The organism is Aeromicrobium choanae (genome assembly GCF_900167475.1).
Taxonomy (GTDB): domain Bacteria; phylum Actinomycetota; class Actinomycetes; order Propionibacteriales; family Nocardioidaceae; genus Aeromicrobium; species Aeromicrobium choanae.
In genome coordinates, this window is sequence record NZ_LT796768.1 from 158,311 (window position 1) to 183,561 (window position 25,251).

18 protein-coding genes are annotated in these 25,251 nt (G+C 70.6%); 8 read left to right on the plus strand and 10 right to left on the minus strand.

Annotated features, from left to right (window positions below; translation table 11 throughout):
• Positions 1 to 10: 10 nt before the first annotated feature.
• Both B5D60_RS00735 and B5D60_RS00740 read right to left on the minus strand, forming a co-directional pair.
• On the minus strand, positions 11 to 826 hold the full coding sequence (locus tag B5D60_RS00735; protein WP_078698370.1) for a glycosyltransferase family 2 protein: 816 nt from the start codon (positions 824 to 826) through the stop codon (positions 11 to 13).
• A complete protein-coding gene (locus B5D60_RS00740) occupies positions 819 to 4,907 on the minus strand; it encodes an alpha-(1->3)-arabinofuranosyltransferase domain-containing protein (RefSeq protein ID WP_153302814.1) in 4,089 nt (1,362 codons plus the stop codon). The genes B5D60_RS00735 and B5D60_RS00740 overlap by 8 nt, the downstream gene beginning before the upstream one ends.
• A 113-nt stretch (positions 4,908 to 5,020) precedes the next feature.
• On the opposite strand from B5D60_RS00740, the gene B5D60_RS00745 reads away from it, so the two are divergent.
• Positions 5,021 to 6,208, plus strand: a complete 1,188-nt coding sequence (locus B5D60_RS00745) for a polysaccharide biosynthesis protein (protein ID WP_153302815.1) — start codon at positions 5,021 to 5,023, stop codon at positions 6,206 to 6,208.
• 44 nt (positions 6,209 to 6,252) lie between these two features.
• Here the strand turns inward: B5D60_RS00745 and B5D60_RS00750 are convergent, their stop codons facing one another.
• Genes B5D60_RS00750 through B5D60_RS00765 form a run of 4 tightly spaced genes read right to left on the minus strand, consistent with a single transcriptional unit; the run spans position 6,253 to position 11,761 of the window.
• The gene (locus B5D60_RS00750) at positions 6,253 to 7,086 is read right to left on the minus strand and encodes a class I SAM-dependent methyltransferase (RefSeq protein ID WP_078698373.1); all 834 of its coding nucleotides are present in this window, start codon (positions 7,084 to 7,086) and stop codon (positions 6,253 to 6,255) included.
• A 45-nt stretch (positions 7,087 to 7,131) separates the two neighbouring features.
• Positions 7,132 to 9,117: an acyltransferase family protein gene (locus tag B5D60_RS00755; RefSeq protein ID WP_172806216.1), complete on the minus strand. Its 1,986-nt coding sequence runs from the start codon at positions 9,115 to 9,117 to the stop codon at positions 7,132 to 7,134.
• A complete protein-coding gene (locus tag B5D60_RS00760; RefSeq protein WP_078698375.1) occupies positions 9,114 to 11,063 on the minus strand; it encodes an acyltransferase family protein in 1,950 nt (649 codons plus the stop codon). Before B5D60_RS00760 ends, B5D60_RS00755 begins: the two co-directional genes overlap by 4 nt.
• Positions 11,054 to 11,761 carry a nucleotidyltransferase family protein gene (locus B5D60_RS00765; protein ID WP_078698376.1) on the minus strand — a complete coding sequence of 236 codons (708 nt, stop codon included), beginning with the start codon at positions 11,759 to 11,761 and terminating at the stop codon, positions 11,054 to 11,056. Before B5D60_RS00765 ends, B5D60_RS00760 begins: the two co-directional genes overlap by 10 nt.
• A gap of 78 nt (positions 11,762 to 11,839) precedes the next feature.
• Between B5D60_RS00765 and B5D60_RS00770 the strand changes: the two genes are divergently transcribed.
• Genes B5D60_RS00770 through B5D60_RS00780 form a run of 3 tightly spaced genes read left to right on the plus strand, consistent with a single transcriptional unit; the run spans position 11,840 to position 15,579 of the window.
• On the plus strand, positions 11,840 to 12,283 hold the full coding sequence (locus B5D60_RS00770) for a hypothetical protein (protein ID WP_153302817.1): 444 nt from the start codon (positions 11,840 to 11,842) through the stop codon (positions 12,281 to 12,283).
• A gap of 33 nt (positions 12,284 to 12,316) precedes the next feature.
• On the plus strand, positions 12,317 to 14,257 hold the full coding sequence (locus B5D60_RS00775) for an acyltransferase family protein (protein WP_078698378.1): 1,941 nt from the start codon (positions 12,317 to 12,319) through the stop codon (positions 14,255 to 14,257).
• Entirely contained in the window at positions 14,254 to 15,579 is a 1,326-nt protein-coding gene (locus B5D60_RS00780) for a lipopolysaccharide biosynthesis protein (protein ID WP_078698379.1), read from the plus strand. Before B5D60_RS00775 ends, B5D60_RS00780 begins: the two co-directional genes overlap by 4 nt.
• Here B5D60_RS00780 and polA read toward each other — a convergent pair.
• Positions 15,520 to 18,180 carry a DNA polymerase I gene (gene polA, locus B5D60_RS00785; protein WP_078698380.1) on the minus strand — a complete coding sequence of 887 codons (2,661 nt, stop codon included), beginning with the start codon at positions 18,178 to 18,180 and terminating at the stop codon, positions 15,520 to 15,522. The two genes, B5D60_RS00780 and polA, sit on opposite strands and share 60 nt — an antisense overlap.
• Positions 18,181 to 18,210: 30 nt before the next feature.
• Positions 18,211 to 18,810, minus strand: a complete 600-nt coding sequence (locus B5D60_RS00790) for a GNAT family N-acetyltransferase (protein ID WP_078698381.1) — start codon at positions 18,808 to 18,810, stop codon at positions 18,211 to 18,213.
• Between the two features lie 219 nt (positions 18,811 to 19,029).
• Here B5D60_RS00790 and B5D60_RS00795 point away from each other — a divergent pair, with 219 nt between their 5' ends.
• Genes B5D60_RS00795 through B5D60_RS00810 form a run of 4 tightly spaced genes read left to right on the plus strand, consistent with a single transcriptional unit; the run spans position 19,030 to position 23,056 of the window.
• Positions 19,030 to 20,367: a branched-chain amino acid ABC transporter permease gene (locus B5D60_RS00795; RefSeq protein WP_078698382.1), complete on the plus strand. Its 1,338-nt coding sequence runs from the start codon at positions 19,030 to 19,032 to the stop codon at positions 20,365 to 20,367.
• A gap of 1 nt (position 20,368) precedes the next feature.
• The gene (locus tag B5D60_RS00800) at positions 20,369 to 21,364 is read left to right on the plus strand and encodes a branched-chain amino acid ABC transporter permease (protein WP_078698383.1); all 996 of its coding nucleotides are present in this window, start codon (positions 20,369 to 20,371) and stop codon (positions 21,362 to 21,364) included.
• Positions 21,354 to 22,265 carry an ABC transporter ATP-binding protein gene (locus B5D60_RS00805; protein ID WP_078698384.1) on the plus strand — a complete coding sequence of 304 codons (912 nt, stop codon included), beginning with the start codon at positions 21,354 to 21,356 and terminating at the stop codon, positions 22,263 to 22,265. Before B5D60_RS00800 ends, B5D60_RS00805 begins: the two co-directional genes overlap by 11 nt.
• Entirely contained in the window at positions 22,262 to 23,056 is a 795-nt protein-coding gene (locus tag B5D60_RS00810) for an ABC transporter ATP-binding protein (protein ID WP_078698385.1), read from the plus strand. Before B5D60_RS00805 ends, B5D60_RS00810 begins: the two co-directional genes overlap by 4 nt.
• Positions 23,057 to 23,206: 150 nt before the next feature.
• Here B5D60_RS00810 and B5D60_RS00815 read toward each other — a convergent pair whose 3' ends face one another.
• Entirely contained in the window at positions 23,207 to 24,466 is a 1,260-nt protein-coding gene (locus B5D60_RS00815; RefSeq protein ID WP_078698386.1) for an ABC transporter substrate-binding protein, read from the minus strand.
• 149 nt (positions 24,467 to 24,615) lie between these two features.
• Positions 24,616 to 25,224, minus strand: coding sequence for an ANTAR domain-containing response regulator (locus B5D60_RS00820; RefSeq protein ID WP_197684356.1), 609 nt, complete (start codon positions 25,222 to 25,224; stop codon positions 24,616 to 24,618).
• Positions 25,225 to 25,251: the final 27 nt, after the last annotated feature.

Genomic DNA, 25,251 nt, shown 5'->3' on the forward strand with positions numbered 1-25,251 from the left:
CCCACGATCCTCACACCCCGGCCCGGCGGCGACCCGCACGGGCGCCCCACAGGTAGCCGGCGGCCTCCATGACGCGCATGCCCGCCATGCCGAGGGCGTGGACGGGCCGTCGCACGAGACGGCGCCAGTTCTGCGCGTAGGCCCGCAGCACCCCGCTGCCCTGGTCGGCCATCGCGCCGCCGTGACGATCGACGAGCGTCGGAAGGCTCAATCCGTAGTAGTAGCGCTTCTGCCAGATGTCGCTCAGCGTGAGGCGGCCCTCGTCGTGGTCGACCACGACCGGCGCCAGCGCCACCGTGCCCCCCGCGTCGCGGATCCGGAACCGCAGGTCGGCGTCCTCAGGTCCGGACATGGACTCATGGAAGCCGTCGGCGAGCATGTCGGCCCGGCGCAGCAGCCGGGGGTTGTGCAGCCACGGTGCGTCGAGGTAGCACTCACGCTCGAGGGCACGGCACGCCGTCCAGAAGCCGTCGCCGATGGTCCGCTCGGGCAGCGCCACGCCGGTGGCGTCGGTCCGTGCCGCGGTGCGCACCGCGGCGCTCAGGGCGTCGGCGGGCAGGTACATGTCGCTGTCGAGCCACAGGATCCAGACACCCTCGGCCGCCCGGATCCCGCGGTTGCGCTGGGCGCTGCGCTCGGGCCCGGCCGTGATGACGACGTCGGCCAGTCCCTGCGCGATCTCGTCGGTGCCGTCGGAGCTGTGGTTGTCCACCACGATCAGCTCGACGTGCGGGTGGTCCTGGGCCCGCACCGACGCCAGGCACCGCTCGATGGTGCGGCGGTTGTTGCGCGTCGGGACGATCACGGACACCAGGGGCTCAGTCATCGTCGGACCTCCGCGCGAGCAGGATGAGGCTGCCGGCGATCGCCAGCACGAGCCCGGCGGCGGCCACGTGGTGCGGGACGAGGCTCGCCGAGATCACGTCGGCGGACAGCTCGCCGATGCCGTCGCGGCGGACCTGGACGACCAGCAGTGCCACGACCGACAGGAACGTGAGCGCCGAGCCGGCGTACACGAGGCGGCGCGGGTCGACCGGGCGCACCCACGTGAGCACGGCGGCGACAAGGGCTCCGGCGAGTCCGCCCCAGCCCAGCAGCAGGCCGGCGCCGACCACGCCCACCGCGGTGAGGACGCGTGCCGTGGCCCAGCGCGGCCGCAGACCCGTGGGTCCGGCGACGCCGTCGGGGAGGGCGAACAGACGACGGCGCACCAGCGCCGTGACGACGAGCGCGAGCGCAGCGAGCAGCCCGAGACCGCTGGCGCCGAGCGCGATGTTCGACCACAGCTGGGGCGTGTAGCGGATGTCGATGGTGGCGGCGGCACCGTCCTCGACGATCCAGCCCGAGGAGAACCCGTCGAGGATCACGGGGGCGCCGAGATCCTTGCCGTCGGCGGTGGCACTCCAGTTCGGGTTGTGGCTCTGGCCGGTGACCACCGCGTACGGACCGTCGGCGACCTCGACGTCGAGCGTCATGCGCGCGTCGCCCTCGCGGGTGATCTCGGAGATGATCGGCGACCCGAACCGCTCCAGCGACTCGCGCGTGTCGCTCAGCTCCAGCGAGTCGAGGACGAACGCGGGGTTGCCGTCGATGGTGTGCTCGCCGGCCTCCAGCCGGGTGGGCTCGCAGCCCACCCACCGGGTGCCCTGCTGGTCGCTGCGCGCGAGCAGGCTGGTCTGCGGGCGCATGAGCAGCCCCTCGCCGTCGAGGACCGCCACCGGGAGGCAGTGGTCTCCGCCGTCGGCCTCCGGCACCTCGAGTCCGGTGTCGATCGTGGTGAAGGTGGCCGGGACGCCGTTCGGGTCGCCCTCGATCCCGTCGATCGTCACCCGCACGGCCGAGCCGCGGACCGGCCGGTCGAGGTCGATCGTGGTCTCGCCGAGTCCGATCTCGGACTCCGCCACGTCGACGCCGTCGACGCTGACCGTCACGCGCGTGGCGTGGTGCCGGGTCTGCTCGTCGGCGATCTCGGCGGCCTCCTGCACGAGGCGCATCTGGTCGATCCGGCGCGGCTCTCCCCGGATCTCCCACCAGGCGCCCCGCGTGGTGCCGCCGGGCACCCAGCCCGTGTCGGCATCGCCGTCGGCGGCGCGCGACGCACGGTTGGCCGGGTTGTCGAAGTAGAAGCCGCTCGACTCCGCCTCCACGTCCTTGCCGCGTCCCTCGACCCGGTCGTACATCACCTCGACCGGCCCGCTGACGCGCACCTGGGCGCTGGTCTCGAAGGCGCGCCGGTCGGGCAGGGTCACCACGCGGTTCAGGGCGCGCTCGGAGTCGTCGCTCGTGGACGGGGTGTTCTGCACGCGCGTCAGCAGCACGTCGAGCGGCGTCCGCGAGAACCGCAGGCGATCGGAGGAGTCGAGCTCGTCGTAGGTGTTCGACAGGGTCAGCGGGGTCCGGCCGGCCACGTGGGCCTTCCGGCCGTCGAGACCGATCTCGGCGATGCCGACGAAGTTGAAGCCCTCGCCGCGGGTGGAGTCGATCGTGACGGTGACCTCGTCGGCCTCCACTCCCCCGAGTCGCGCCGTGGCCAGTCCCGTCTCGGGCAGGGTGATCGTGTCGCTGCGTCCGCCCGCCGACACGGTGACCTCGTCGATCTGGACGTCACCGATCGGCAGCTGGGCGATCGGCACCTCGTCCAACTCGACGGGCTCGTCCAGCGTGGCCACGAGACGCTGGCCGGCAGCCGTGCCGAAGTCGCCGAAGCGCCAGCCCGTGGTGAGGTCGCCGTCGACCGCGAAGTCGCCGGTGCCGTACGGAAGGTCGAAGAACGTGCCGCCCGACCGCGAGGTGGTCACCTTCACGACCGAGTCCACGCGCACCGTCTGGTCGTCGGTGTCGGTGCCCAGGGTGCGGGTGGCACCCGGGTCCTGGTCCTCGCGCAGCAGGGGGCCCTGGCCCACCGTCAGCCGGTTGGCGATGACGCTGCGTCGCGCGTTCGTGTCGGTCAGGACCATCCGGCCGGCGGTGTCGAGGGCGCTGGAGAACTCGTCGGTGGAGAGGTCCTGGGCGTACCGCACGAGCGGCGACGAGTCGAGCAGTCTCGCCTCGGCCAGCGCCGGGAACGCGAAGCCGTCGCCGGCCACGATGACCTGTCCGTCCAGCGGCACGGCGCGCAGGGACTCGCGTGCCCCGCCGACGTCGTAGACCTGGACGGGCGGCAGCAGGTTCTCCCCGTGGAAGAACGGGTCCTCCATCGCGGGCGACAGGGTGTTCTCACCGGGGACGCCGAAGTTCTGGCGACCGAACAGGCCGGGGTCGTTCGCGATCAGCCGGTTCATCTCCGCGGGACGAGCGCCGCCGGTGTTCTCCCACACGACGTCGTTGCGCAGCAGGACCTGTCCGGCGCCGAGGTAGCGCGCCATGGTCGACACGGCGGCCCCGGTGGACGTGCCGGACTGCACCGACCCGTCGAGCGCGGCCAGGAAGTTGACGCCGGGCGGCGACGCGTTCGGGGTGGTCTCGGGCACCACCGCGCGACGGTCGAACAGCGCGTTCACGACGTCGTCGGGGCGCTCCTCGGTCCAGCGGTAGAAGGGCCGGACCTGACCGGGCAGGACCAGGACGGAGCCGGGCTGGCTGCTCTCGTCGACGGAGGCGGCCGCCTCGCTCCAGTAGTCGGGGATGTCGATCGGCGAGATGTAGAGGCGACCGGCCAGCGCCGGCAGGGACCACGCCGCGAAGATGCTCGCGGCCACGACCACGACCACCGTGCGCGCGGGGTGCCAGCGCCACACGCGTGGCCCCAGGTGCATCACCGTGATGACGATGCCGATCGTCATGGCGACCGCCAGCACCGCGCCGATCTTGTTGGTCGTGCGGAACGCCGAGAGCGCGGGGATCTGGAGGATCTCGCCCAGGAGACGGCCGAACGGCGACGCCGGCCCGTCCTCGGAGGGGAAGACGCCGACCATGACGATCGCGGCGCCGAAGACGGCCACGGACACGAACACCCGGGCGCGGGTGCGCGCCCACGCCAGGGCGATCAGCCCCAGTGCCGGCCACGCCGCGGTCAGCAGCATGATCAGCGGGCTCACGACGTAGACGGCGTGCTCGGGGACCCACGGCCCGGTGGAGCTGGAGCCGTAGAGCGGCCAGAGCCCGAGGCCGCGCAGCACCTCGGTCAACGACGAGACCTTGGCGATGCCGGTGAGGGACTCGGACCCCTCGACGATCTGCGCTCCGGTGGTCAGGGCGGCGAACGCCGGGACCAGCCAGTAGAGGGAGAGCACGACGACGAACAGGGCCGACTTCGCCAGCACGAGCAGCGCGTCGAGCCACCGCAGGCCGTCGCTGGCGCGGATGGCCAGGACCACGGGGATGACGGCCAGCAGCTGCAGGAGTGGCACGACCGCCACGTTCATGCCGCTCATCGCGAAGAAGGTCAGGCCGAACAACGCCGGCCAGGCCCAGCTGGCCGGGCGCCGCAGGCCGTGGATGAGGCACAGCAGCTGCCACGGCAGCAGGGCCATCGGCAGCGCGATGGCCAAGGTGGCGCCGGCGCTGATCGTGTAGGGGTTCGCGAGCAGGAGCACGGCAGCCAGGAGCCCGCCCCAGCGGCCCACCTGCGGCGCGATCGTGCGCGTCAGGCGCGCCGCGCCCCACGCGGCCACCAGCCACAGGACGAAGTGGAAGACCTTGAAGGTCATCTCCGGCGACAGGCCGATTCCCCGCAGCGCGGACAGGACGAGCAGCACCGGGGCGAGCCCGACGTTGAAGTTCGGCGAGCCCAGGTACGGCGAGGAGGTCCACGACGACAGGTACTGGCCGAGCATCTGCCAGGGCCGGACGTAGACCTCGGGCTTGATGTCGGTGTAGAAGGTGCCCCAGCCGTTGAGGCCGATGACGAGAGCCAGCGCGAGGATCGCCGAGCCCACCACGAAGCGGTAGTGGGTGAACAGACGCACAGGGACTCCCTCAGGGTTCGGCCGCAGCGGCCGCGGGCACAGCGTCGTCCAATATAGCCCGCATCACACATCCTGTTACCGGAGAGTCACGAAGCCGGTAGCCTGAGGGCGCCATGCCCCGCCCGTCATCCCCCTCACGCACGCGTTCGGGCTCCGGAGCGGCCCTCGGCATCACGATGGCGCTGGCCAATCTCCTCAGCTACGTCTTCGTGCTGGTCCTGTCACGCGCCCTCGGCCCCTCGGACTTCGGCGGGTTCTCGGCGCTCTCCGCGTACGGCATCGTCCTGTCGGTCCCGGCCGGGGCGCTGCAGGTCATCGTCGCGCGCCACGTCGCGGGTGCGTCCCACGACTCGCGCGGGGTGCGCACCGCCCTCGGTGTGGGCGTCGCCCTCGCCGCGGCCACGATCGTCGCCGCTCCCCTGCTGTCCAGCGCCTTCCGGCTCGACACGGCCTGGTCCGCGGTCTGGCTCGGCCTGACGCTCGTCCCGATGACGCTCACGGGAGCCTTCCAGGGGATCCTGCTCGGGCGCGACCGGCTCGTTGCGCTGTCCGTGATCTACGTGGCCACGGCAGCCGGGCGGCTGGCCGCCGGCGCGGGCGGTGCGGCGCTGGGCCTCAGCGTGGCGCAGGTCTTCGCGCTGCTGCTCTTCGTCGCGGCCGCCGTCGCCGTGCTCGGCGCGTGGCTCTGTCGCGACGACCTCACGCTCGCCGACGATCGCCGCCTCGGCGCCGAGCTGATCCGCGCCACCATGTCGCTGGGTGCCTTCATCGCGCTGACGAACATCGACGTGACGCTCGCCCGGGCCTATCTCGGCGACCACGACTCCGGCGGCTATGCCCTCGCGGCCACGTTCGGCCGCGCGATGGGCTGGGGCACGCAGTTCGTCGCGCTCCTGCTGGTCCCGCGCATGCAGGGTCCGCGCGCGGTTCGCTCGTTCCGCCGATCGCTCGGCCTGATCCTGCTGCTCGGGCTCGTCGGCATCGTCGTCATCGCCGCGGCCCCGGAGTTCTGGGTCCGGCTCGCCGGCGGTGCGGAGTACGCCGAGTTCGGCTCGCTCGCCGTCGCCTGCGTCGCCCTCGGCGTGCTGTGGGCGCTGGTCCAGGTGTCGCTGTTCGCCGAGATGGGCCTCGACAGCCCGTGGCTGGGCCGGTTCACCTGGTGCGTGGTGGCCGCGCAGTGCGCCCTGGTGGTGCTGTGGTTCCACGACACCCCGTACGAGATCGTCGGGGTCAGCGCCCTGGGCGCGGCCGCGATCGTCGGTGCGGCGCTCGTGCGCTCGCGGCGCCTGCAGCACGCCTGAGGCGGCGGCCGGCGTGAGTACGCCCGACCGCCGCCCCTGACGACTCAGTCCTGCTTCTGCTCGATCGCGCGCGAGCGACCCATGATGATGCGGGCGCCGAACTTCATGACGCCGGGGAACTTCGTGGCGGCCTTCCAGGCGATCCGGTTGAGGCGGTTCTGGACGTGCACCTGGTAGCGGCGCAGCCACTCGTCGCGGCCCCTCAGCACCGAAGGGGCCGTGCGGCGGAACGTCAGCGCGTGCAGGCCGTTGGCCCAGCGCGGGTCGTCGTCGGACTTCGCGTCCCACGTGGCGTCGATCGTCCAGCCCGGGTGGCGGTCGAGGAAGAGGCGGTGGGCACGCTGCACGACGGGCCACGTGGCGTCGTCGATCAGCACGAGCGCCTCGTCGGCCAGCAGCGGCTCGACCACGGCCAGCGCGAGGTAGTGCGCCAGCAGCGTGTGCTCGCCGTCGTAGAAGTAGACGCCGACGGGGCGGTCGATGACGCCCCGGACGGCCATCAGCTTGAAGCAGTCGCCCTCGAGCAGGCGCACGTCGGCGCCGGCGCCGTACTTCGCCAGGTTCTCCATCAGCTCGGTGCGGGCCTCCTGGCCGGCCATCCCGAACTCGAGGAAGTTCTCCATGGCGTAGAAGACCTTGTCCGCGTTGTCGCGCACGGTGCCGCACATCGAACGGCCCTTGAACGTGCCGACCTCGAGGTAGGCCTCGTCCGCGGGCATGATCGCGGCGGCCAGGTTGAGCATAGCCAGCTCGTTGGAGGAGGTGAAGCCCGCGACGTCGCCCTTGACCTGGTCCCAGTACGGATCGATCGGATCGGTGTCCTGCGGATCGCCGGGGAAGAGGGTGGGAGCTCGGTCGAAGAATGCGGAGGTGTCCATGGGTGCCTTTCGTGCGGCGATCAGCCTATAGGGAAAGAAGCCGGTTCACGCCCGGGTCTGCCAACGTTCACGGATGGCCGGTGCCAGCCAGGTCCACACCATCGGGGTGGCCTCGTCGGAGAAGTGCAGCTGGTCGCGGAACATCACGATCCCATGACGCTCGCGGGCGAACCCCCGCTGGCACTCCAGGGCGTCGTAGAGGTCCAGCACGGGCAGCGCGTTGCGCTCGGCCCACTGCGTGAGCCACGTGTTGATCCGGCGCGGATCGATCACCGTCTCGGCGATCTCGGGCCGCTCGGCGAACCAGTCCTCGTCCTGCGGGTCGATCTGATAGTCCCCAATGGAGTCGGCGCGGCACGGCAGGGTGGCGATCTGCACCTGCTCGACATCGGCGGAGCGCGCCGAGGCGAGGAGACCGTCGAGCTGCTCCTCCACCATCTCGCGGTACCCGGGGTCGTCGACCTCCAGCAGGGTGCCGTCCTCGAGCTGGTGCGGGACGCCCAGCACCGAGCCGACCATCAGCACGAGCACGTCGGCATCCGCGTCGCGCAGGTCGTCCGTGAGGTTCTCGCGTCCCTCGCGGCAGTCGTCGGAGATCTGCTCCTGGTTGCGCGGCGTCCAGTGGATCGGCAGCGGCAGCAGGCTGCAGCCCTCGGTGGCCAGGTCGGTGACCTCGAGGTCGGCGAAGGTCCGGTCGGGGAACCCCTGCGCGAGGTAGTGGGCGACGGAGTCGCCGTAGAGGGCGGCGCGCACCGTCTCCCCGGCGGGCGCGTAGGCCGGGGTGCCGTCGACCAGCGCGGGCACGCGTCCCGCGGCGATGTCCTCCTCGACGGTGGGCACGTCGCCCACCCGCACGGCGGCGAACAGCACGGCCACGGTGCTCGCGACCGCGAGCACGCGACCACGGTCGATCCCGCCGGTGAGCCGCGCCAGCCCGCCGAGCATCACGGGGACCTCCACGAGGTGGAAGCTCAGGGCGGCCAGCGCCAGGGTCACCAGCGAGCCGAGGATCAGCGTGCCCTCGAGCGGCAGCTCGGGCGCGTAGCGGTCGAGCCACAGCTTGACCGGCCAGTGCCACAGGTAGAGCCCGTACGTGAGGATGCCGAGGTAGACCAGCGGGGCGATCGTGAAGACGCGCCGGAACAGGCCAGACCCGACCTGCACCGCACCGGCCAGGCCGACCGCCGTCAGCGCGGCCAGCATGAGCATCCCGCCGGACTCGAACATGAACGGCGAGAGCGGCGGCACGACGAAGAAGCACACGATCGAGGTCAGCGTGGCCGCCCACGCCCAGAAGCCGGCGACGCGCGGCCGCATGTCGGCCGGCCGGCGGCCGTCGCGGTCGGGACCGACGGCGAACGCCACGGCCATGCCGGCGAGCAGCGCCTGCACGCGCGTGTCGGTGCCGTAGTAGGCGTGCGCCTGGGCCTCCGTGGAGCCGACGCCGATCATCGCCGTCCACACGGCGGAAGCGGTGGCCAGTCCGGAGACGATCAGGACGCGCGTGAGGCGGCGGTGCACGAAGCGAATCAGCGCCAGCACGAGGAACGGAGCGACGAGGTAGAACTGCTCCTCCACCGCCAGGGTCCACACGTGGCGCAGGAACGACGGGTTCGCCCACTCGACGAAGTACTGGTCGGCCTGTTGGACCAGCCGCCAGTTCATGACGAAGCCCATCGTGGCGAAGATGTCGCCGCGCATCGACCGGCGCGTCGCGTGGTCGGCGGCGAGCGCCGCCCACGTCGCGATGACGAGCAGCATGATCGTCAGGGCGGGGAGCAGGCGCCGGGCGCGGCGCCGGAAGAACTGCACGACGTCGATCCGGCCCGACCGAGCGTGCTCCTTGAGCATGATCGTGACGATCACGTAGCCGGAGAACACGAAGAACAGGCTGATCCCGACCCACGCGCCCTGCAGCGCCTCGATGCCGAAGTGGTAGGCCAGCAGCACCACCACGGCGAGCCCCCGCACCCCGTCGAGTGTGGCGCTGCGGGTGCCCTGGCTGGTCCTGAGGGAGAAGGTGTTGCTCACCGGGCCGCCTCCCCCGCCTGGTCGCGGACCAGCGGCGCGAGCCAGGTCCAGACCATTGCCGCGGCCTCGTCGTCGAAGTGCAGTCCGTCGCTGAACAAGGTGATGCCGTTGACCTCTCTCACGGGACCGTCCCCGCAGCCCAAGGCCTCGTAGACGTCGACGAGTGGCACGGAGCGGGACCTCGCCCAGGCCCGGACCCACTCGTTCACGACGGTCGGCTCGGCGGTCGCGTCGATGACCTCGGGATGGTCGGCGACGTAGGCCGCGATGCCCGGGATCGTGGCCATCTGGCGCGGGTCACGGCACGGCAGGGTGGCCACCTGCAGCCCGACCTGCGCCTCCGAGGCGTCGTCGCGCAGCCGGTCGAGCGCCTCGATGACCTCGCGGCGGAACCGCGGGGAGTCGAGCCAGATGGGGTTGCCGTCGGGATCCTCGTGCGGGATCGCCGCGAACGTCGGCAGCATGACCAGCGCCGTGTCGGCACCGGACTCGCGCAGGTTCGCCGCGAAGTCGCGCTTGGCCGCGCGGCAGGGCTCGTCCTGCTGCAGCTCGCGGTACGCGATGCGCGATTCGAGCAGGTCGCAGCCGGGCACCGCGAGCGACACCACCGAGAGGTCCTCGTACTGCTCCTGCGGGAAGACCTCGGCCAGCCGGTCGGGCAGGGAGTCGCCGAACATCGCGACGCGGGTGGTCTCGTCCGCGGCCTCGTAGACGGGCTGGTCGGCCTTCAGCGATGGGATGTCAGGGCGCGCGACGGTCTCTCCCGTCGCAGGCACCTGCCCGACCACCACGGCCATCACCACGACGGCCGCCGGGCCGGCCACCGCCAGCCACCCCGGCCGTCGCAGCCGCGGCACCAGGCCGCGCAGTCCATGATCGAGGACGGGACGCTCGAGGTAGCGGTAGCTCAGCGCTGCCAGCGCCGTGGTGACGACGCAGCCGACCGCGATCTCCACCGCGGCGGACATCCCCGGCACCTCGCGCTCCAGCCACAGCTTGACCGGCCAGTGGTAGAGGTACAGCCCGTAGCTGCGCTCCCCCAGGTAGGCCAGTGGTCGCCAGCCCAGCACCCGGTGCACGGACAGGTCGGGGCGCGCGACGCACGCCCACACCAGCACCGCGACGACGGCCGACTGGACCAGCATCCCGCCCTGCTCGAAGAACAGGGGCGACATCGGGTCCACCAGCACGAGGGCCGCGAGCAGGGCGCCGAGCGACAGCCAGGAGACCGGCTCCAGCACCGCGCGTGAGGGCGTGCGCAGGGCGGCCGGGCCGGCGAGCAGGTGCGCCAGCAGGACGCCGACCAGCAGGGACTGCAGGCGGGTGTCGGTGCCGTAGTAGGCGTGCGCCTGGGCGGAGGCACCGTCGAGCCCGACCTGCGCGGTCCACCACGCCGAGCCGACGGCCAGCAGTGCGAGCACCGCGATCGCGACTCGGCGTGAGCCGATCCAGGCGAGCGCCGCCAGCAGGAGCGGCACCACGACGTAGAACTGCTCCTCGACCGACAGCGTCCACGCGTGGCGCAGCATCGACGCCGAGCCGAACTCGGCGAAGTACTGGTCGGCCTCGGCGATCAGCCGCCAGTTCATGACGAAGCCCAGCGTGGCGACGATGTCGCCCCGCAGCTGGCGGCGCGTGGCGTCGTCGGCCAGCAGCAGCGCCCAGGTGGCGACCACGAGCAGCAGCACGACGAGCGCCGGCAGCAGGCGACGTGCACGACGGCGGTAGAACCCGAGGAGGTCGACTCGCCCGAAGCGCTCGCGCTCGGTGATCAGCAGCCGCGCGATGAGGAAGCCCGAGAGCACGAAGAAGACGTTGATCCCGGTCCAGGCGCCGGTCAGCGCCGTCAGCCCGAAGTGGTACGCCATGAAGAGCGCCATGAAGCCGCCGCGGATGCCGTCGAGGGAGGCGACCCGGCGGCGCACCGGCGTCGCCGTCACCCCCACGACTGCCGCGCCTGCTCGAGTGCCTCGGGTGTGCCCACGTCGAGGAAGGCGGCGTCGTCGCGGTGGGCTCGGACGTCGGCGCTCGCGACCAGCCCGGGGAAGACGTCGACCTCGAGCGACAGCGGCACCGTGGTGGGCAGTCCCCGCAGGACGTCGCCGCGCATCACGTAGGTGCCGGCGTTGACGAGCCCCGGGCCCGGCTCGACGGGCTTCTCGTGGAAGCCGGCGACGCGCGTCCCGGTGTCGTCGAGGGTGACGACACCGTAGGCGCGGGCATCGGGCACCTCGCGGACGTGGATCGAGCCGGCGGCGCCCGAGCGCTCGAAGGCGGCGACCTGCGCGGCGAGGTCGTGCCGCGACAGCAGGTCGCCGTTGACGACGACCACGGTGTCCTCGGCGTCGACCGACCGCGCGGCGAGGGCGAGCGCGCCGCCGGTGCCGAGCGGCTGGTCCTCTCGGCTGTACGTCAGCCGGGCGCCCCAGCGGTCGCCCGTTCCCAGGGCGTCCTGCACCTGCTGGGCGCCGAACCCCACGGCGACGACCACGTCGGGCACGCCCGCCTCGACGAGGCGGCGGATCTGGTGGGCGACGAGGGGCTCGCCCCCGACGTCGACGAGCGGCTTGGGCAGGTCGCCGACCGCGACTCGCAAACGGGTCCCCAGACCCCCAGCGAGGACGATCCCACGGCGCACAGACACTGCCCTAACTCTTGGTTACCCGCGCGTACGCACGGCGCTGGTCATAGTAGTATGCGTCACATGCTCGACGACCCTGATGTGCGTTCTCGTCCCGTGCCGAACCTCGGCACGAAGGTCGCGATCCTCGCGGCGATCCCGTTCCTGGCCTACGGGATCTACCTGCTGCTGACGCCCATCACCGACATCCAGACCAGCTCCGGAGCGATCTTCGAGTGCGGATCCGCGCTGCAGCCGCCCTCGGACAAGTTCCAGGAAGGGGTCTGCGGCCCGATCAACACGCAGTACCTCTACCGGGCGCTCGCCGCGATCATCGCGGCGGTGGGCATCGCCGGCGTCGGCGCGGCGCTGTTCGGCTTCAGCCACCAGGTGGAGCGCGCCCGGGGCAGCCGCTCCGACCACCGGGGCAGCTACGAATCCGCGTCGGACCACGACCGCTACGACGACCGTGCCGACCGCTACGACGACCGCGACGACCTCGCCGACGGTGGCGCCCGCCGCCGGCTCCTCGAAGACGGCCGCTGAGTCCCGCGGGCCCCGCCCGCTGCCTCCTCTCCCATGTCGGCTCCTGTCCCCTCGACGCGTGCGCGCCTGCCCTACCGGCCCGCGCTCGACGGCCTGCGCGCCGTCGCCATCGCCGGCGTGCTCGTCTTCCACCTCGACGAGCGCGCCCTGCCCGGCGGCTGGCTGGGCGTCGACCTGTTCTTCGTCCTCTCGGGCTTCCTGATCACCAACCTGCTCGTCTTCGAACGCGAGCGGTGGGGCCGGATCAGCGTCGTGCGCTTCTGGGGCGCGCGGATGCGGCGCCTGCTGCCCTCGCTGGTCACGGTGCTGCTGGCCGTGTCGGTCGCGGCGTGGATCTGGACCGTCCCCGGCCGTCGCACCGCCGTCGCGTGGGACATCGTCTCGTCGCTGTTCTACGTCTCGAACTGGCGCTTCATGCTGGGCGACGAGCAGTACTTCGACCAGCTCTCGATCCCCTCGCCGGTCCGGCACACCTGGTCGCTGTCGATCGAGGAGCAGTTCTACATCGTCTTCCCGCTGCTGCTCATCGCGGTCGGACTCGTGGTGCGGAAGCGGCGCGGGCAGGCACTGGTCTTCGCCGTACTGGCTCTCGCCTCGGCCGCCGCGATGGCCACCGGCTACGCGAACGGCACCGAGATCACGACGCTGTACTACAGCACCGTGACGCGAGCGTTCGAGCTGCTGATCGGCGTGTGCGCGGCCCTGTTCCTGGGCCACGCAGCCTTCCGCGAGCGCCGCTCCCCCGTCCTGACCGACGTCACCGCGTGGGCCGGTCTCGCGGTGGTCGTCGCGGCCATGGTGGGGCTCGACTCCGAGTCCGGCATCGTCTTCCGCGGCGGGCTCGTCGTCATCTGCCTGGCCGCCCTCGTGGCGATCCTCGCGGCGGCCAGCGGCACGAACGGCACCTTCACCAAGGTCCTGGGCAGCCCGGTCCCCCGCTGGATCGGCCTGATCTCCTATCCCCTCTACCTCTGGCACTGGCCGATCATCGTGTTCGTCCACGAGGGGGTCGTCGGCCTCGACGGTCTGGCGCTCGACGCCGTCCGCGTCGGGCTGTCGGTGCTGCTGGCGTGGCTCACCTACCGGTTCATCGAGGGCCCCGTCCGCGGTCGCCGCCCGTTCTTCGGCTCGGCGCGCGGCTTCTCCCGCGCGGTCGCCGTGCTGGCTGCGCCGCTCGTCGTCGCGAGCGCCTTCGTCGTCGCCCACTCCGAGCCCCCGCAGGGCGAGCTCTCGGGCTACGCGCTGAAGCCGGGCCAGAAGCCGCTGAAGCTGACGCCCGATCCGTACACGGCGGAGGCGCGGCGCTCGACGATGCTGCTCGGCAACTCGATCCCGTACAGCCTCTACCGGAACGTGGCCACCCACGAGTTCCGGCAGCTGTCGATGAGCCAGACCACCCATCTCGGGTGCGACCCGTTCGCGCTGCAGAAGCGGGTCGACGGCGAGACCACCGAACCCACGCGCAGCTGCCTGGAATGGCGCGATGAGTGGCCCGCCCTCGTCTCGGCCCAGCAGCCCGACGTGCTGCTGTTCTTCGTGCCGCAGACCTTCCTGTCCGACCTCGTGAAGGGCGACGAGGTCGCGGAGTTCGGCTCCCCCGAGCACGAGCGTCTCGTCCGCGAGGCGCTCGACGAGGTCGACCGCAAGGGCGGCGACGCGGGCAAGCTGGCGTTGTCCACCCTCGCGTGCCACGACATCCCCGCGTTCGACAAGGTCGAGATGCAGCAGCTCAACGACATCGAGCGGGTCGAGCGCGTCAACGCCATCGCCACCGCCTGGGCCGCCGAGAACGACGTCCCGGTGATCGACTCGTACGCCGCCCTCTGCCCGAACGGGTACCAGCCGCTGCTCGGGAACGACCCGCTCTACGAGGACGGGCTGCACTTCACCAACGAGTCGGCGCCGCACGTGTGGGCCTGGATGATGCCGCAGGTGCTGCGCTTCGCCGATGCCGTCCACGGGGAGGCCTCATGAACCGATCCACCCGGGCCACCGTCTCCAGCGGCTCGATCGTCGCCGTCGCCATGATGGTGATGAACGTCGCCACCTACGGCTTCAACCTCGCCGCCGCCCGGTTGTTGGTACCCGCCGAGTTCGGCGCCCTCACGGCCCTGCTCAGCCTCATCCTCATCGCGAACGTCGTCGCGCTGGCCCTGCAGGCATCGATCGCCCGTCGGATCTCGGTGCACCCGGACCACACGGCGCAGATCGTCCTCACCGCGTCACGCGTGGCCCTGGCGGTCTCGCTCGCGGTCGGACTCGCGGTGGCACTGTCCAGCCCGGTGCTCACTCCGGCCTTCTCCTTCGACTCGATGTGGGCCGTCATCTGGTGCGGCGCCATGCTCGTGCCGCTCACGCTCGCCGGAGCCCAGCTCGGCGTCGCCCAGGGCACCGGACGGTGGGGCAAGCTGGCCGCGCTCTACGTCGGCAACGGCCTGGGCCGGCTGTTCGGTGGCGTCGCCGGCGTGCTCATCGAGCCCTCCGCCACGAGCGCCATGATGGGACTGGCGATCGGCGCGTGGCTGCCCGTCCTGCTCGGCGCCGGGCTCCTCAAGACCAGCGGCACGGGTGACGTGCACAGTCGTCGCCCGCTGGTCTTCGAGACGGTGGCCTCGGCGTCCACCCTCCTCGCCTACTTCGCCTTCAGCAACGTCGACGCCCTGCTGGCCCGCGGCGGCTTCGAGGCACACGACAGCGGCCTCTACGCGTCAGGCCTCATCCTGACGAAGTCCACCCTGTTCCTGCCGCAGTTCGTGAGCGTGGTGTTCTTCCCGAGCCTCGCGCGCGACTCGTCGCACCGCACCCGGCTGCGGGCCGCCGGCCTCGTGGCCGTGCTCGGTCTGCTCGTGGTCGCGGGCAGTGCCGTGCTGCCGCAGCTGGCCCTGATCCTCGTGGGCGGCGACCAGTACGGCGAGGTCGCCGACGACCTGTGGCTGTTCGCGCTGTCGGGGACGTTCCTGGCGATCGTCTACCTGCTGGTGTTCGACGCCCTGGCGCGTCGCTCGACCGGCGTGGCCGTGCTGCTGTGGGTGGCGTCGGGCACGGTGTTCGCCGTGGCCTGGTTCTGGTCGATCGGCATCGTCGGACTCGTCGTCACCATGGCCTGCGTCGGCGCCGTGGTCGCGGCCCTGCTGCTGGCCTGGCCCCTACTGCGACCGATGCGGGGCCATGACGCCCCAGCGCAGGCCTCTGCCGACGACCCGGTGCTTGCCGAGGGCTCAGCGCTTGCCGAGGACTCAGTGACCGGCTTCGTGCCAGGTGCGGCCGACTCCGACGGAGACGTCGAGCGGCACTGACAGGTCCGCGGCCGCTGCCATCTCGCGGCGGACCAGGGTCGTGAGCTCGTCGAGCTCGGCCGTCGTGGTCTCGAGCACGAGCTCGTCGTGCACCTGCAGCAGCATCCGCGACTCGAGGCCGGCCTCGTCGATCGCGCGCTCCACCTTGAGCATCGCGACCTTGATGATGTCGGCCGCCGAGCCCTGGATCGGGGCGTTCAGCGCCATCCGCTCGGCCATCTCGCGCCGCTGACGGTTGTCGCTCTGCAGGTCGGGCAGGTAGCGCCGGCGTCCCATGATCGTCTCGGTGAAGCCGGTCTGGCGGGCCTCGTCGACGAGGCTGCGCAGGTAGTCGCGGACGCCGCCGAAGCGCTGGAAGTAGTCGTCCATGAGGCCTTGGGCCTCGCCGGTGGAGATCGAGAGCTGCTGACTGAGGCCGTAGGCCGAGAGCCCGTAGGCCAGGCCGTAGTTCATCGCCTTGATCCGCGCACGCAGCTCGGTGCCGATGTCGTCGGGATCGCGCTCGAAGACCTTCGCGGCCATCACGGTGTGGAAGTCCTCGCCCGAGTTGAACGCCTCGATCAGGTCGGCGTCCTCGGACAGGTCGGCCATGATCCGCATCTCGATCTGGCTGTAGTCGGCGGTGAGGAGGGTGTCGTACCCCTTCCCCACGACGAACGCCTCGCGGATCCGACGCCCCGACGCGGTGCGGATCGGGATGTTCTGCAGGTTCGGGTCGTTGGAGCTGAGCCGCCCCGTGGCCGCGATGGTCTGGGCGTACGTGGTGTGGATCCGACCGTCGTCGGAGATCGAGCGACGGAGGGTCTCCACCGTCTGACGCAGCTTCGTGACGTCACGGTGCGCGAGCAGGTGCTCGAGGAACGGGTGCTCGGTCTTGGCGTACAGCTGCTGCAGCGAGTCGGCGTCGGTCGTGTAGCCCGTCTTGGTGCGCTTGGTCTTGGGCATGCCGAGGTCCTCGAAGAGCACGACCTGCAGCTGCTTGGGCGAGCCGAGGTTGATCTCCTTGCCGCCGATGGACTCGTACGCGGCGTCGGCCGCCTGCTGCGCACGTGAGGCGAACTCGGACTCCAGCTCGAGCAGGGCGTCGTCGTCGACGGCGATCCCCGCCTGCTCCATCCGGGCCAGGGTGGACACGAGCGGCAGCTCGACCTCGGCCAGCAGCCGGGTGCCACCGGCCTCTTCCACCTCCCGCGCGAGCGCGGCGGACAGATCGAGCGCGGCACGAGCGCGCAGCATCGCGATCTCGGCGTCGTCGTCGGTGTCCAGCGACAGCTGACCGCTGTCGGCGGTGTCGTCGCGCAGCTCGCGCTTGAGGTAGCGCACCGACAGGTCGCCCAGGTCGTACGAGCGCTGGTCGGGGCGCACGAGGTAGGCCGAGAGGGCCGTGTCGGCCCGCAGCCCGCGCAGGCGCCATCCGCGCTCGGCCAACGCCAGCATCGGGCCCTTCGCGTCGTGCAGCACCTTGCCCCGCTCGGGGTCGGCCAGCCAGGCCCCGAGGGCGGCGTCGTCCTCGGGCGAGATCTGCTCGACGTCGATCCAGGCGGCCTCGTCCGGCGAGGCGACGGCGAGGGCGATCACATCGCCACCGCCGCGACCCCACGATCCCTGGACGTGCAGGCCCACGTCGACCGTGGCGTGCTGCTCGAGCCACGCGGCCACCTCGCCTGACGCCAGGGTGCGGCCGGAGATGGCGAAGCCCGCCTCGGGCTCGACCTCGTCGGTGGTGCCGGGGAACGTCGTGAAGAGCCGCTCGCGCAACGCGGTGAACTCGAGCGAGTCGAAGACCGTGTGGACCTTCTCGCGATCGAACGCGGTGTCCAGGTGCAGGTCGGCCGGCCCGAGCGGGAGGTCGAGGTCGCGGACGAGGGCGTTGAGGCGGCGGTTGCGCATCACCGAGTCGAGGTGCTCGCGCAGCGACTGCCCGGCCTTGCCCGGCACCTCGTCGACGCGGCCGATCAGGGCCTCGAGCGTGCCGTAGGAGTTGATCCACTTCGCGGCCGTCTTGGGGCCCACGCCGGGCACGCCCGGCAGGTTGTCGCTGGTCTCGCCGACCAGGGCTGCGATGTCGGGGTAGAACTCGGGCAGCACCCCGTACTTCTCCTGCACGGACGTGGGCGTCATCCGCGCCAGGTCCGAGACGCCCTTGCGCGGGTAGAGCACGGTGACCTGCTCGGTGACGAGCTGCAGCGCGTCGCGGTCGCCCGAGCAGACGAGGACCTCCATGCCGGCCGCCTCGGCCCGCGTGGCGAGGGTGGCGATGATGTCGTCGGCCTCGTAGCCGGCCTTGTCGACGTGACGGATGTCCATCGCGTCGAGGACCTCCTTGACCAACTCGACCTGGCCGCTGAACTCCTCGGGCGACTTCGAGCGGTTCGCCTTGTACTCGGCGTACTCCTCGGTGCGGAACGAGTGGCGCGAGAGGTCGAACGCGACGCACACGTGCGTCGGCTGCTCGTCGCGCAGCACGTTGATCAGCATCGAGGTGAAGCCGAAGACCGCGTTGGTGCTCTGGCCCGTCGTCGTCGCGAAGTTCTCGACGGGCAGAGCGAAGAAGGCGCGGTACGCCACCGAATGTCCGTCGATCAGCAGGAGTCGGTCCACGCCACGACCCTAGTCGGCCCCTCCGACAGGTCAGCCGCGGACGGCCGCGCGACGTCGCAGCGAGCGTCGGACGGCCAGCAGCCGGCCGGTCTCGCGCGAGCCGGAGGCCTTGGCCGCGAGCCGCGCGTTGAGCTTGCCGACGGGGATCGCTCGCAGGACGGCGATCTGGTTGAAGCCCAGCTTCGTCAGGTAGCGGTTGGGCTCGCGCGCGTGGGCCGCGGAGGACGCCAGCACGAGCTCGCAGTCCTCCTCCTCGGCATGGGCGGCGATGACGGCCAGCAGACCGGAGGCGATCGACCGGCGGCGGTGGCTGGGCCGCACCTGCAGGTCGGACACGATCATCACCCGCGACATCGTGATGGGGTTGAGGGTGGCGAGGTCGGCGGCCGCGGCGGCCACGATCTCGCCGCCGACGATCGCCACCAGGAAGCGGCGGCGGTGCTCGCGGGCGTTGAACTCGATCGCCTCACGCGCCTCGGCCTCGGTGGGGCATCTCCACAGACCCTGCTGCGTGAACGCCTCGGAGCCCTCGTCGCGCACGGCCTCGGCACACGCGGACCACAGTTCGATGAGGGACGCTGCGTCGTCGACCTCGACATCGCGGATCTCGACCGGCTGGCGCAATGCCATCGACGTGGAACCTCCGGGCGGGGGACGGACGGGGACGGGCGACAGCCTACGCCCCGAGTCGTCACCTGGGAATGGCTGGTGGCGGGTCGTCAATCGAAACCGAACTGTTACCTACGGGACCCGCGAGAGCGACGCGCGGAATCGCTCTGATGGCTATGCTCTTCAGGATCGACTTCTGGCGCGCCTGACCCCGGCGCGCAGCCATCGACAGGAGAATGTGTGCGACTGCGAACAGCGGCGCTGCTCTCGGTGATCTTCGCCGGGCTCGTGTTTCTCGCGAACCCGGCGATGGCTGAGACCACGTCCCCCACCCCCGGACCCAGCGCCTCAGCGCCGGCCTCCGATGCCCCCGTGACAGGTCCGGCCATCCGCGTGCGGCTGCTCGACCAGAAGGAGGGCAAGGCCGGCGACAACCCGCCGCCTGTCCCCGACGTCACCGTCACCGTGTCCGACGAGTCGGGCACCGAGATCGGCAGCGCCGTCACCAACGAGACGGGCGTCGCCGCCGTCGCGATCCCCGGCAAGGGCAAGTACAAGGTCACGATCGACGAGTCGACCCTTCCCGCGGGCGTCAAGCTCACCGGCAAGAAGTCACTCGACCTCACGGTCAACCTCGCCTCCGGCCAGAACGTGGCCTTCCCGCTGAACGGCAAGGTCGTCGAGGCCACGCCGTTCATCGAGCGCCTCGTCGACAGCACGATCTCCGGCATCAAGTACGGCCTGATCATCGCGCTCGCCGCGATGGGACTGTCACTGATCTTCGGCACGACCGGCCTGACGAACTTCTCCCACGGCGAGCTGATCACCTTCGGCGCGATCACGGCGTACTTCCTCAACGTGACGCTCGGACTGCCACTCATCCTGGCCGGCCTGCTGACGATCGGCATCGGTGGCCTGTTCGGCTGGGGTCAGGATCGTGTGCTGTGGCGGCCACTGCGCAGTCGCGGCACCGGCATCATCGCGATGATGATCGTCTCCATCGGTCTGGGCCTGCTGCTGCGCAACCTGTACCAGTTCTCCTTCGGCGCCTCGACGCGCTCGTACAACGAGTACACGTCCCAGCGCGCCCGCGACTTCGGCCTGTTCGACCTGTCGAACAAGGAGATCGCGATCATGGGCACCGCGATCGTCGCCATCGCCATCGTCGCCACGATCATGACCCGCACCCGCCTGGGCAAGGCCATGCGTGCCGTCTCGGACAACCCGGCCCTGTCGGCCTCGTCCGGCATGCGTGTCGACGGCGTGATCTCCTCGGTCTGGACGATGGGAGCCGCACTGTCGGCTCTGGCCGGCGTCCTGCTGGGCGTCAACAGCCAGGTCAACTTCATGATGGGCTACCAGCTGCTGCTCATGGTGTTCGCCGCCACCGTCCTCGGCGGCCTCGGCACCGTCTGGGGCGCCGTCCTCGGCTCGCTGATCATCGGCATCATCACCGAGGTCGGGCCACTGCTGGGCGTCCCCAGCTCCATCAAGGAGGTGGGCGCGCTGATCGTGCTCATCCTCATCCTGCTCATCAGGCCGCAGGGCATCCTGGGCCGCGCGGAGAGGATCGGCTGACATGGACATCGGCAACATCATCGATGCGGCGTTCTCCAACGCCTTCGGCCCGCAGGCGATCGTGTTCGCGCTCGCCGCGATCGGCCTCAACATCCACTTCGGCTACACCGGACTGCTGAACTTCGGCCAGGCCGGCTTCATGGCGGTCGGCGCCTACGGCCTCGCGGTCACGATGGTCCGGCTCGACCTGCCGCTGCCCGTGGGCATCGCGGCCGGCCTGCTCGCGTCGCTGCTGCTGGCCCTGGTGCTCGGCGTACCCACGCTGAGACTCCGGGCCGACTACCTGGCGATCGTCACCATCGCGGCGGCGGAGATCCTGCGCCTCGTGTTCGGCGCCGTCGAGACCAAGGCCGTGTTCGGCGGCTCGAACGGCCTCAACGGCTTCACCGACACGTGGAACAGCCTCAACCCCTACACCGGCGGCATCGACGTGGGCTTCGCGTCCTGGGGTCGCAACGACCTGTGGGCCATGACGGTCGGCTGGGCCGTCGTCGCCCTGTGCTGCCTGCTGACCTGGGCGCTCATGCGCAGCCCGTGGGGTCGCGTGCTCCGCTCGATCCGCGAGGACGAGGACGCCGTGCGCTCGCTGGGCAAGAACGTCTTCCTCTACAAGATGCAGGCGCTCATGCTCGGCGGCATGATCGGCGGCCTGGGCGGCATCTTCTACGCCCTCAAGCAGGCCTCGGTCGTCCCGTCGGACTACAGCACCAACCTGACGTTCTTCGCCTACACGGCACTGCTGATCGGTGGCGCGGCCCGCGTGCTCGGACCCGTCGTCGGCTCGATGATCTTCTGGTTCCTCATCAGTGGCCTCGGCGAGTTCTTCAGCCAGGCCACCAGTGGCGTCGACCCGCTGATCCCGGCCTCGGTCATGACCGACACGCAGGCCAGCCTGATCCGCTACATCCTCATGGGCCTCGGCCTCATGCTGCTGATGATCTACCGACCCCAGGGGATCTTCGGCGACCGAAGGGAGATCGCGCTCGATGACCGTTGACATCACCAGTGCCCGCGAGGCACTCGCCGCCCTGCCCAACGATCCGGGCGTCAGCAAGCCCGATCCGATCGTGGTGGGCGACGACATCACCCGCACGTTCGGCGGACTCAAGGCCGTCGACGTCCAGCACGTCGAGATCCAGCGCGGCGTCATCACCGCGCTGATCGGCCCGAACGGCGCCGGCAAGACGACGCTGTTCAACCTGCTCACCGGGTTCGACATCCCCGACAGCGGCTCGTGGGCGTTCAACGACAGCTCGCTGGCCAAGGTGCCCGCCTACAAGGTGGCGCGCCTGGGCATGGTGCGCACGTTCCAGCTGACCAAGGTGCTCTCGAAGCTCACGGTCATCGAGAACATGCGCCTCGGTGCCACGGGCCAGCGCGGGGAGAGGTTCTTCCCGTCGATCCTGAAGACGCTGTGGCGTGGCCAGGAGGACGAGATCACCGCTCGCGCGGACGACCTCCTCGCCCGCTTCAAGCTCGATGCCAAGCGCGAGGACTTCGCCGGCTCGCTGTCCGGCGGTCAGCGCAAGCTGCTCGAGATGGCACGCGCGCTCATGGTCGACCCCGAGCTGATCATGCTCGACGAGCCGATGGCGGGCGTGAACCCGGCACTCAAGCAGTCCCTGCTGGGTCACGTGAAGTCGCTGCGCGACGAGGGCCGCACGGTCCTGTTCGTCGAGCACGACATGGACATGGTCCGCGACATCTCCGACTGGGTCATCGTCATGGCCCAGGGGCAGATCGTCGCCGAGGGCACCCCGGAGGCCGTCATGGCCGACCAGCGCGTCATCGACGCGTACCTGGGCGCCCACCACGACGAGGACCTCACCGAGCTGGACGAAGAGCAGCTCGCCGCGCAGGTCGAGGCCGAGATCGAAGCCGAGGAGACCGACAAATGAGCGACGCCATCCCCACCCCCCAGACGCCGGAGGCCGAGCGCCGCAAGCACATCGAGGGCGCCGACGGCGCCGTCGTGCGCGCGGACAACCTCATCGCCGGCTACCTGCCGGGCGTGAACATCCTCAACGGCGCCGACCTGTACTGCCAGCCCGGCGAGCTGGTCGGCATCATCGGCCCGAACGGCGCCGGCAAGTCCACCTTGCTCAAGGCCCTGTTCGGACTCGTGAAGATCCACTCGGGCACGGTGCTGCTCGGTGGCGAGGAGATCACGAACAAGCGCGCCGACGTCCTGGTCAGCCAGGGCATCGGGTTCGTCCCCCAGACGAACAACGTGTTCCCGAGCCTCACGATCGAGGAGAACCTCGAGATGGGCTGCTACCAGGCTCCCTCGAAGTTCAAGGACCGGTTCGCGTTCGTCACCGACCTGTTCCCCACGCTCGGCCAGCGGGCCAAGCAGCGGGCGGGCTCGCTCTCCGGTGGTGAGCGCCAGATGGTGGCGATGGGCCGGGCGCTCATGATGGAGCCCTCCGTGCTGCTGCTGGACGAGCCCTCCGCGGGCCTGTCCCCCGTCATGCAGGACGAGGTCTTCGTGCAGACCCGCAAGATCAACCAGGCCGGCGTCTCGATCATCATGGTCGAGCAGAACGCTCGCCGCTGCCTGCAGATCTGCGACCGCGGCTACGTCCTGGACCAGGGCACCACGGCCTACAGCGGCACCGGTCGCGAGCTGGCGAACGACCCCAAGGTGATCGAGCTCTACCTCGGCACCCTGGGCCGTCAGGCGGGCTGACACCGCACCCAGAGCACACGACGAGAGCGCCGCCTCCCCTGAGGGAGGCGGCGCTCTCGTCTGTGCTCATCTCCCCCGTGGGAGGGAAAGGCGAAGGGCCCGGGGCGTGTGCCCCGGGCCCTCCTGTGTGCGGAGAGTGAGTCAGTCGACTCAGATGTCGCCCGCGATGTAGTCGACCGCCGCGTAGCCGCCCTTGGCGTCGTACTCGTAGATGCCGATGGAGGCGGACGTCGGGCTGCCCGTCTTGCCCAGCTCGATCGGACCGGAGACACCGTCGTAGTCGATGTCCTTGTCGTCGGCCAGCAGATCAGCGCACTGCTTGAACGTGGTGCACTTCTCGCCGCCCTTCGTGACCTCGACGAGCTCGGAGGCGATGGCCTCGCCCGAGTCGTTGTCGGCCGCGATGGCCGCCAGCGCCGAGGTGACGACCGCGTCGTAGGACTCCGCCGCGTAGGAGAAGTCCTTCAGCTCCGGATCGACGGCGAGCAGACGGTCCTTGAAGTCGTCGGCAGCCTCGGCGCCGGGGACCGTGCCCTTGACGCCCTTCAGCTCGCCGGCGAACGACTCCTTCGAGTAGTCCGACACGTTGCCGTCGACGAAGTACGTCGAGACGTCCTGCGGGCCGACACCCTTGCTGACCAGCTGCGGGATGATCTTCTTGGTCTCGTCGAACGCGATCAGCAGGACGGCGTCCGGCTTGGCCGCGGCGACGTCGTCGACCTGCGAGTCGTACGAAGGAGCCTTCTCGCCGTAGAACGACGTGACGGCGACCTTGGAGCCGGCGGCCTCGAGGCCCTTCTTGACCTCTTCGGCCAGGGTCTCACCGTAGGAGTCCTGGCGCGCGAGGATCGCGACGTTCTGACGGCCGTCCTGCACCAGCAGGTTCGCCAGCACGGCGCCCTGCAGGATGTCGGACGGAGCCGTACGGAAGTAGAGGTCGGGCTCGGCGTACTTGCCGGTGTCGAAGTCGGTCGACGTGTTGGCCGGCGAGTACTGGACGACGCCCGCGCTCAGGATCTTGTCGATGACGGTCAGCGAGACGCCGGACGAGGCGGCACCGACGATGACGTCGGACTTGGCCTTGAGCAGCTTGTCGGTCTCGGTCGGCGCGATGCCCGAGTCGGTGTCGCCCGAGTCGCCCTTGACGTGGCGCGCGTCCTTGCCCAGGACGCCACCGGCCTCGTTGATCTCCTGGACGGCGAGGTCCACACCCGCGAACTCCGGCGGGCCGAGGAAGGCCAGGCTGCCGGTCTGCGGGAGCAGCGAACCGACGACGAACTCGCCGTCACCCTTCGCTACGGACTTGTCGGTGTCGTCAGAGCTGTCGTCGCCGCCGCCACAGGCAGCGAGGACGAGTGCGCTGGCACTGGCCAGAGCGGCCAGACGGAGCGTCGTGGTGGAGCGCTTCATCAATCCTCCGTGTGAGTTAATCCGAGCACGGGACGGTTCGCCCGGCACGATGTGACCCACAACCTAGTCGCCAGAAGTTTCCAAATCTCGCATGCTGCGTGATTGGGAGGTTTCGTAGCCAACTTGTAACCGTTGCTGCGCGAGGATGCTCAACCCTGCAACGACGGCCCGTTCTCGATGACGGCCTCGGCCACCTGCCGCATCGACAGCCTCACGTCCATGGCCGTCTTCTGGATCCAGCGGAACGCCTCCGGCTCGGTCAGTCCGAGGGTCTCCTGCAGCACCGACTTGGCCCGTTCGACGACCTTTCGCGTGGCGAGCTGCTCGTGGAGGTCGCCGACCTCGCCCTCGAGGGCGCGCAGCTCGGCGTAGCGGCTGCGGGCCATCTCGATCGCCGGGACCAGGTCGGACGCGGTGAACGGCTTCACGAGGTACGCCATCGCGCCGGCCTCGCGAGCGCGCTCGACCAGCTCGCGCTGACTGAACGCGGTGAGCATCACGACCGGCGCGATGCGCTCGGCCGCGATCTGCGACGCCGCGGTGATCCCGTCGACGCCGGGCATCTGGACGTCCATCATCACCAGGTCGGGGCGGTGCTCGCGGGCGAGATCGACGGCGACCTGCCCGTCGGCGGCCTCACCGACGACCTCGTAGCCCTGCTCGACGAGCATCTCGGCGAGGTCCATCCGGATGAGGGCTTCGTCCTCGGCGATCACCACACGAGGCGCGGGGGCGGTCGAGCGTTCTGGGTCGGTCACCCCGTAAGGTTATCGGGCACGACAGTG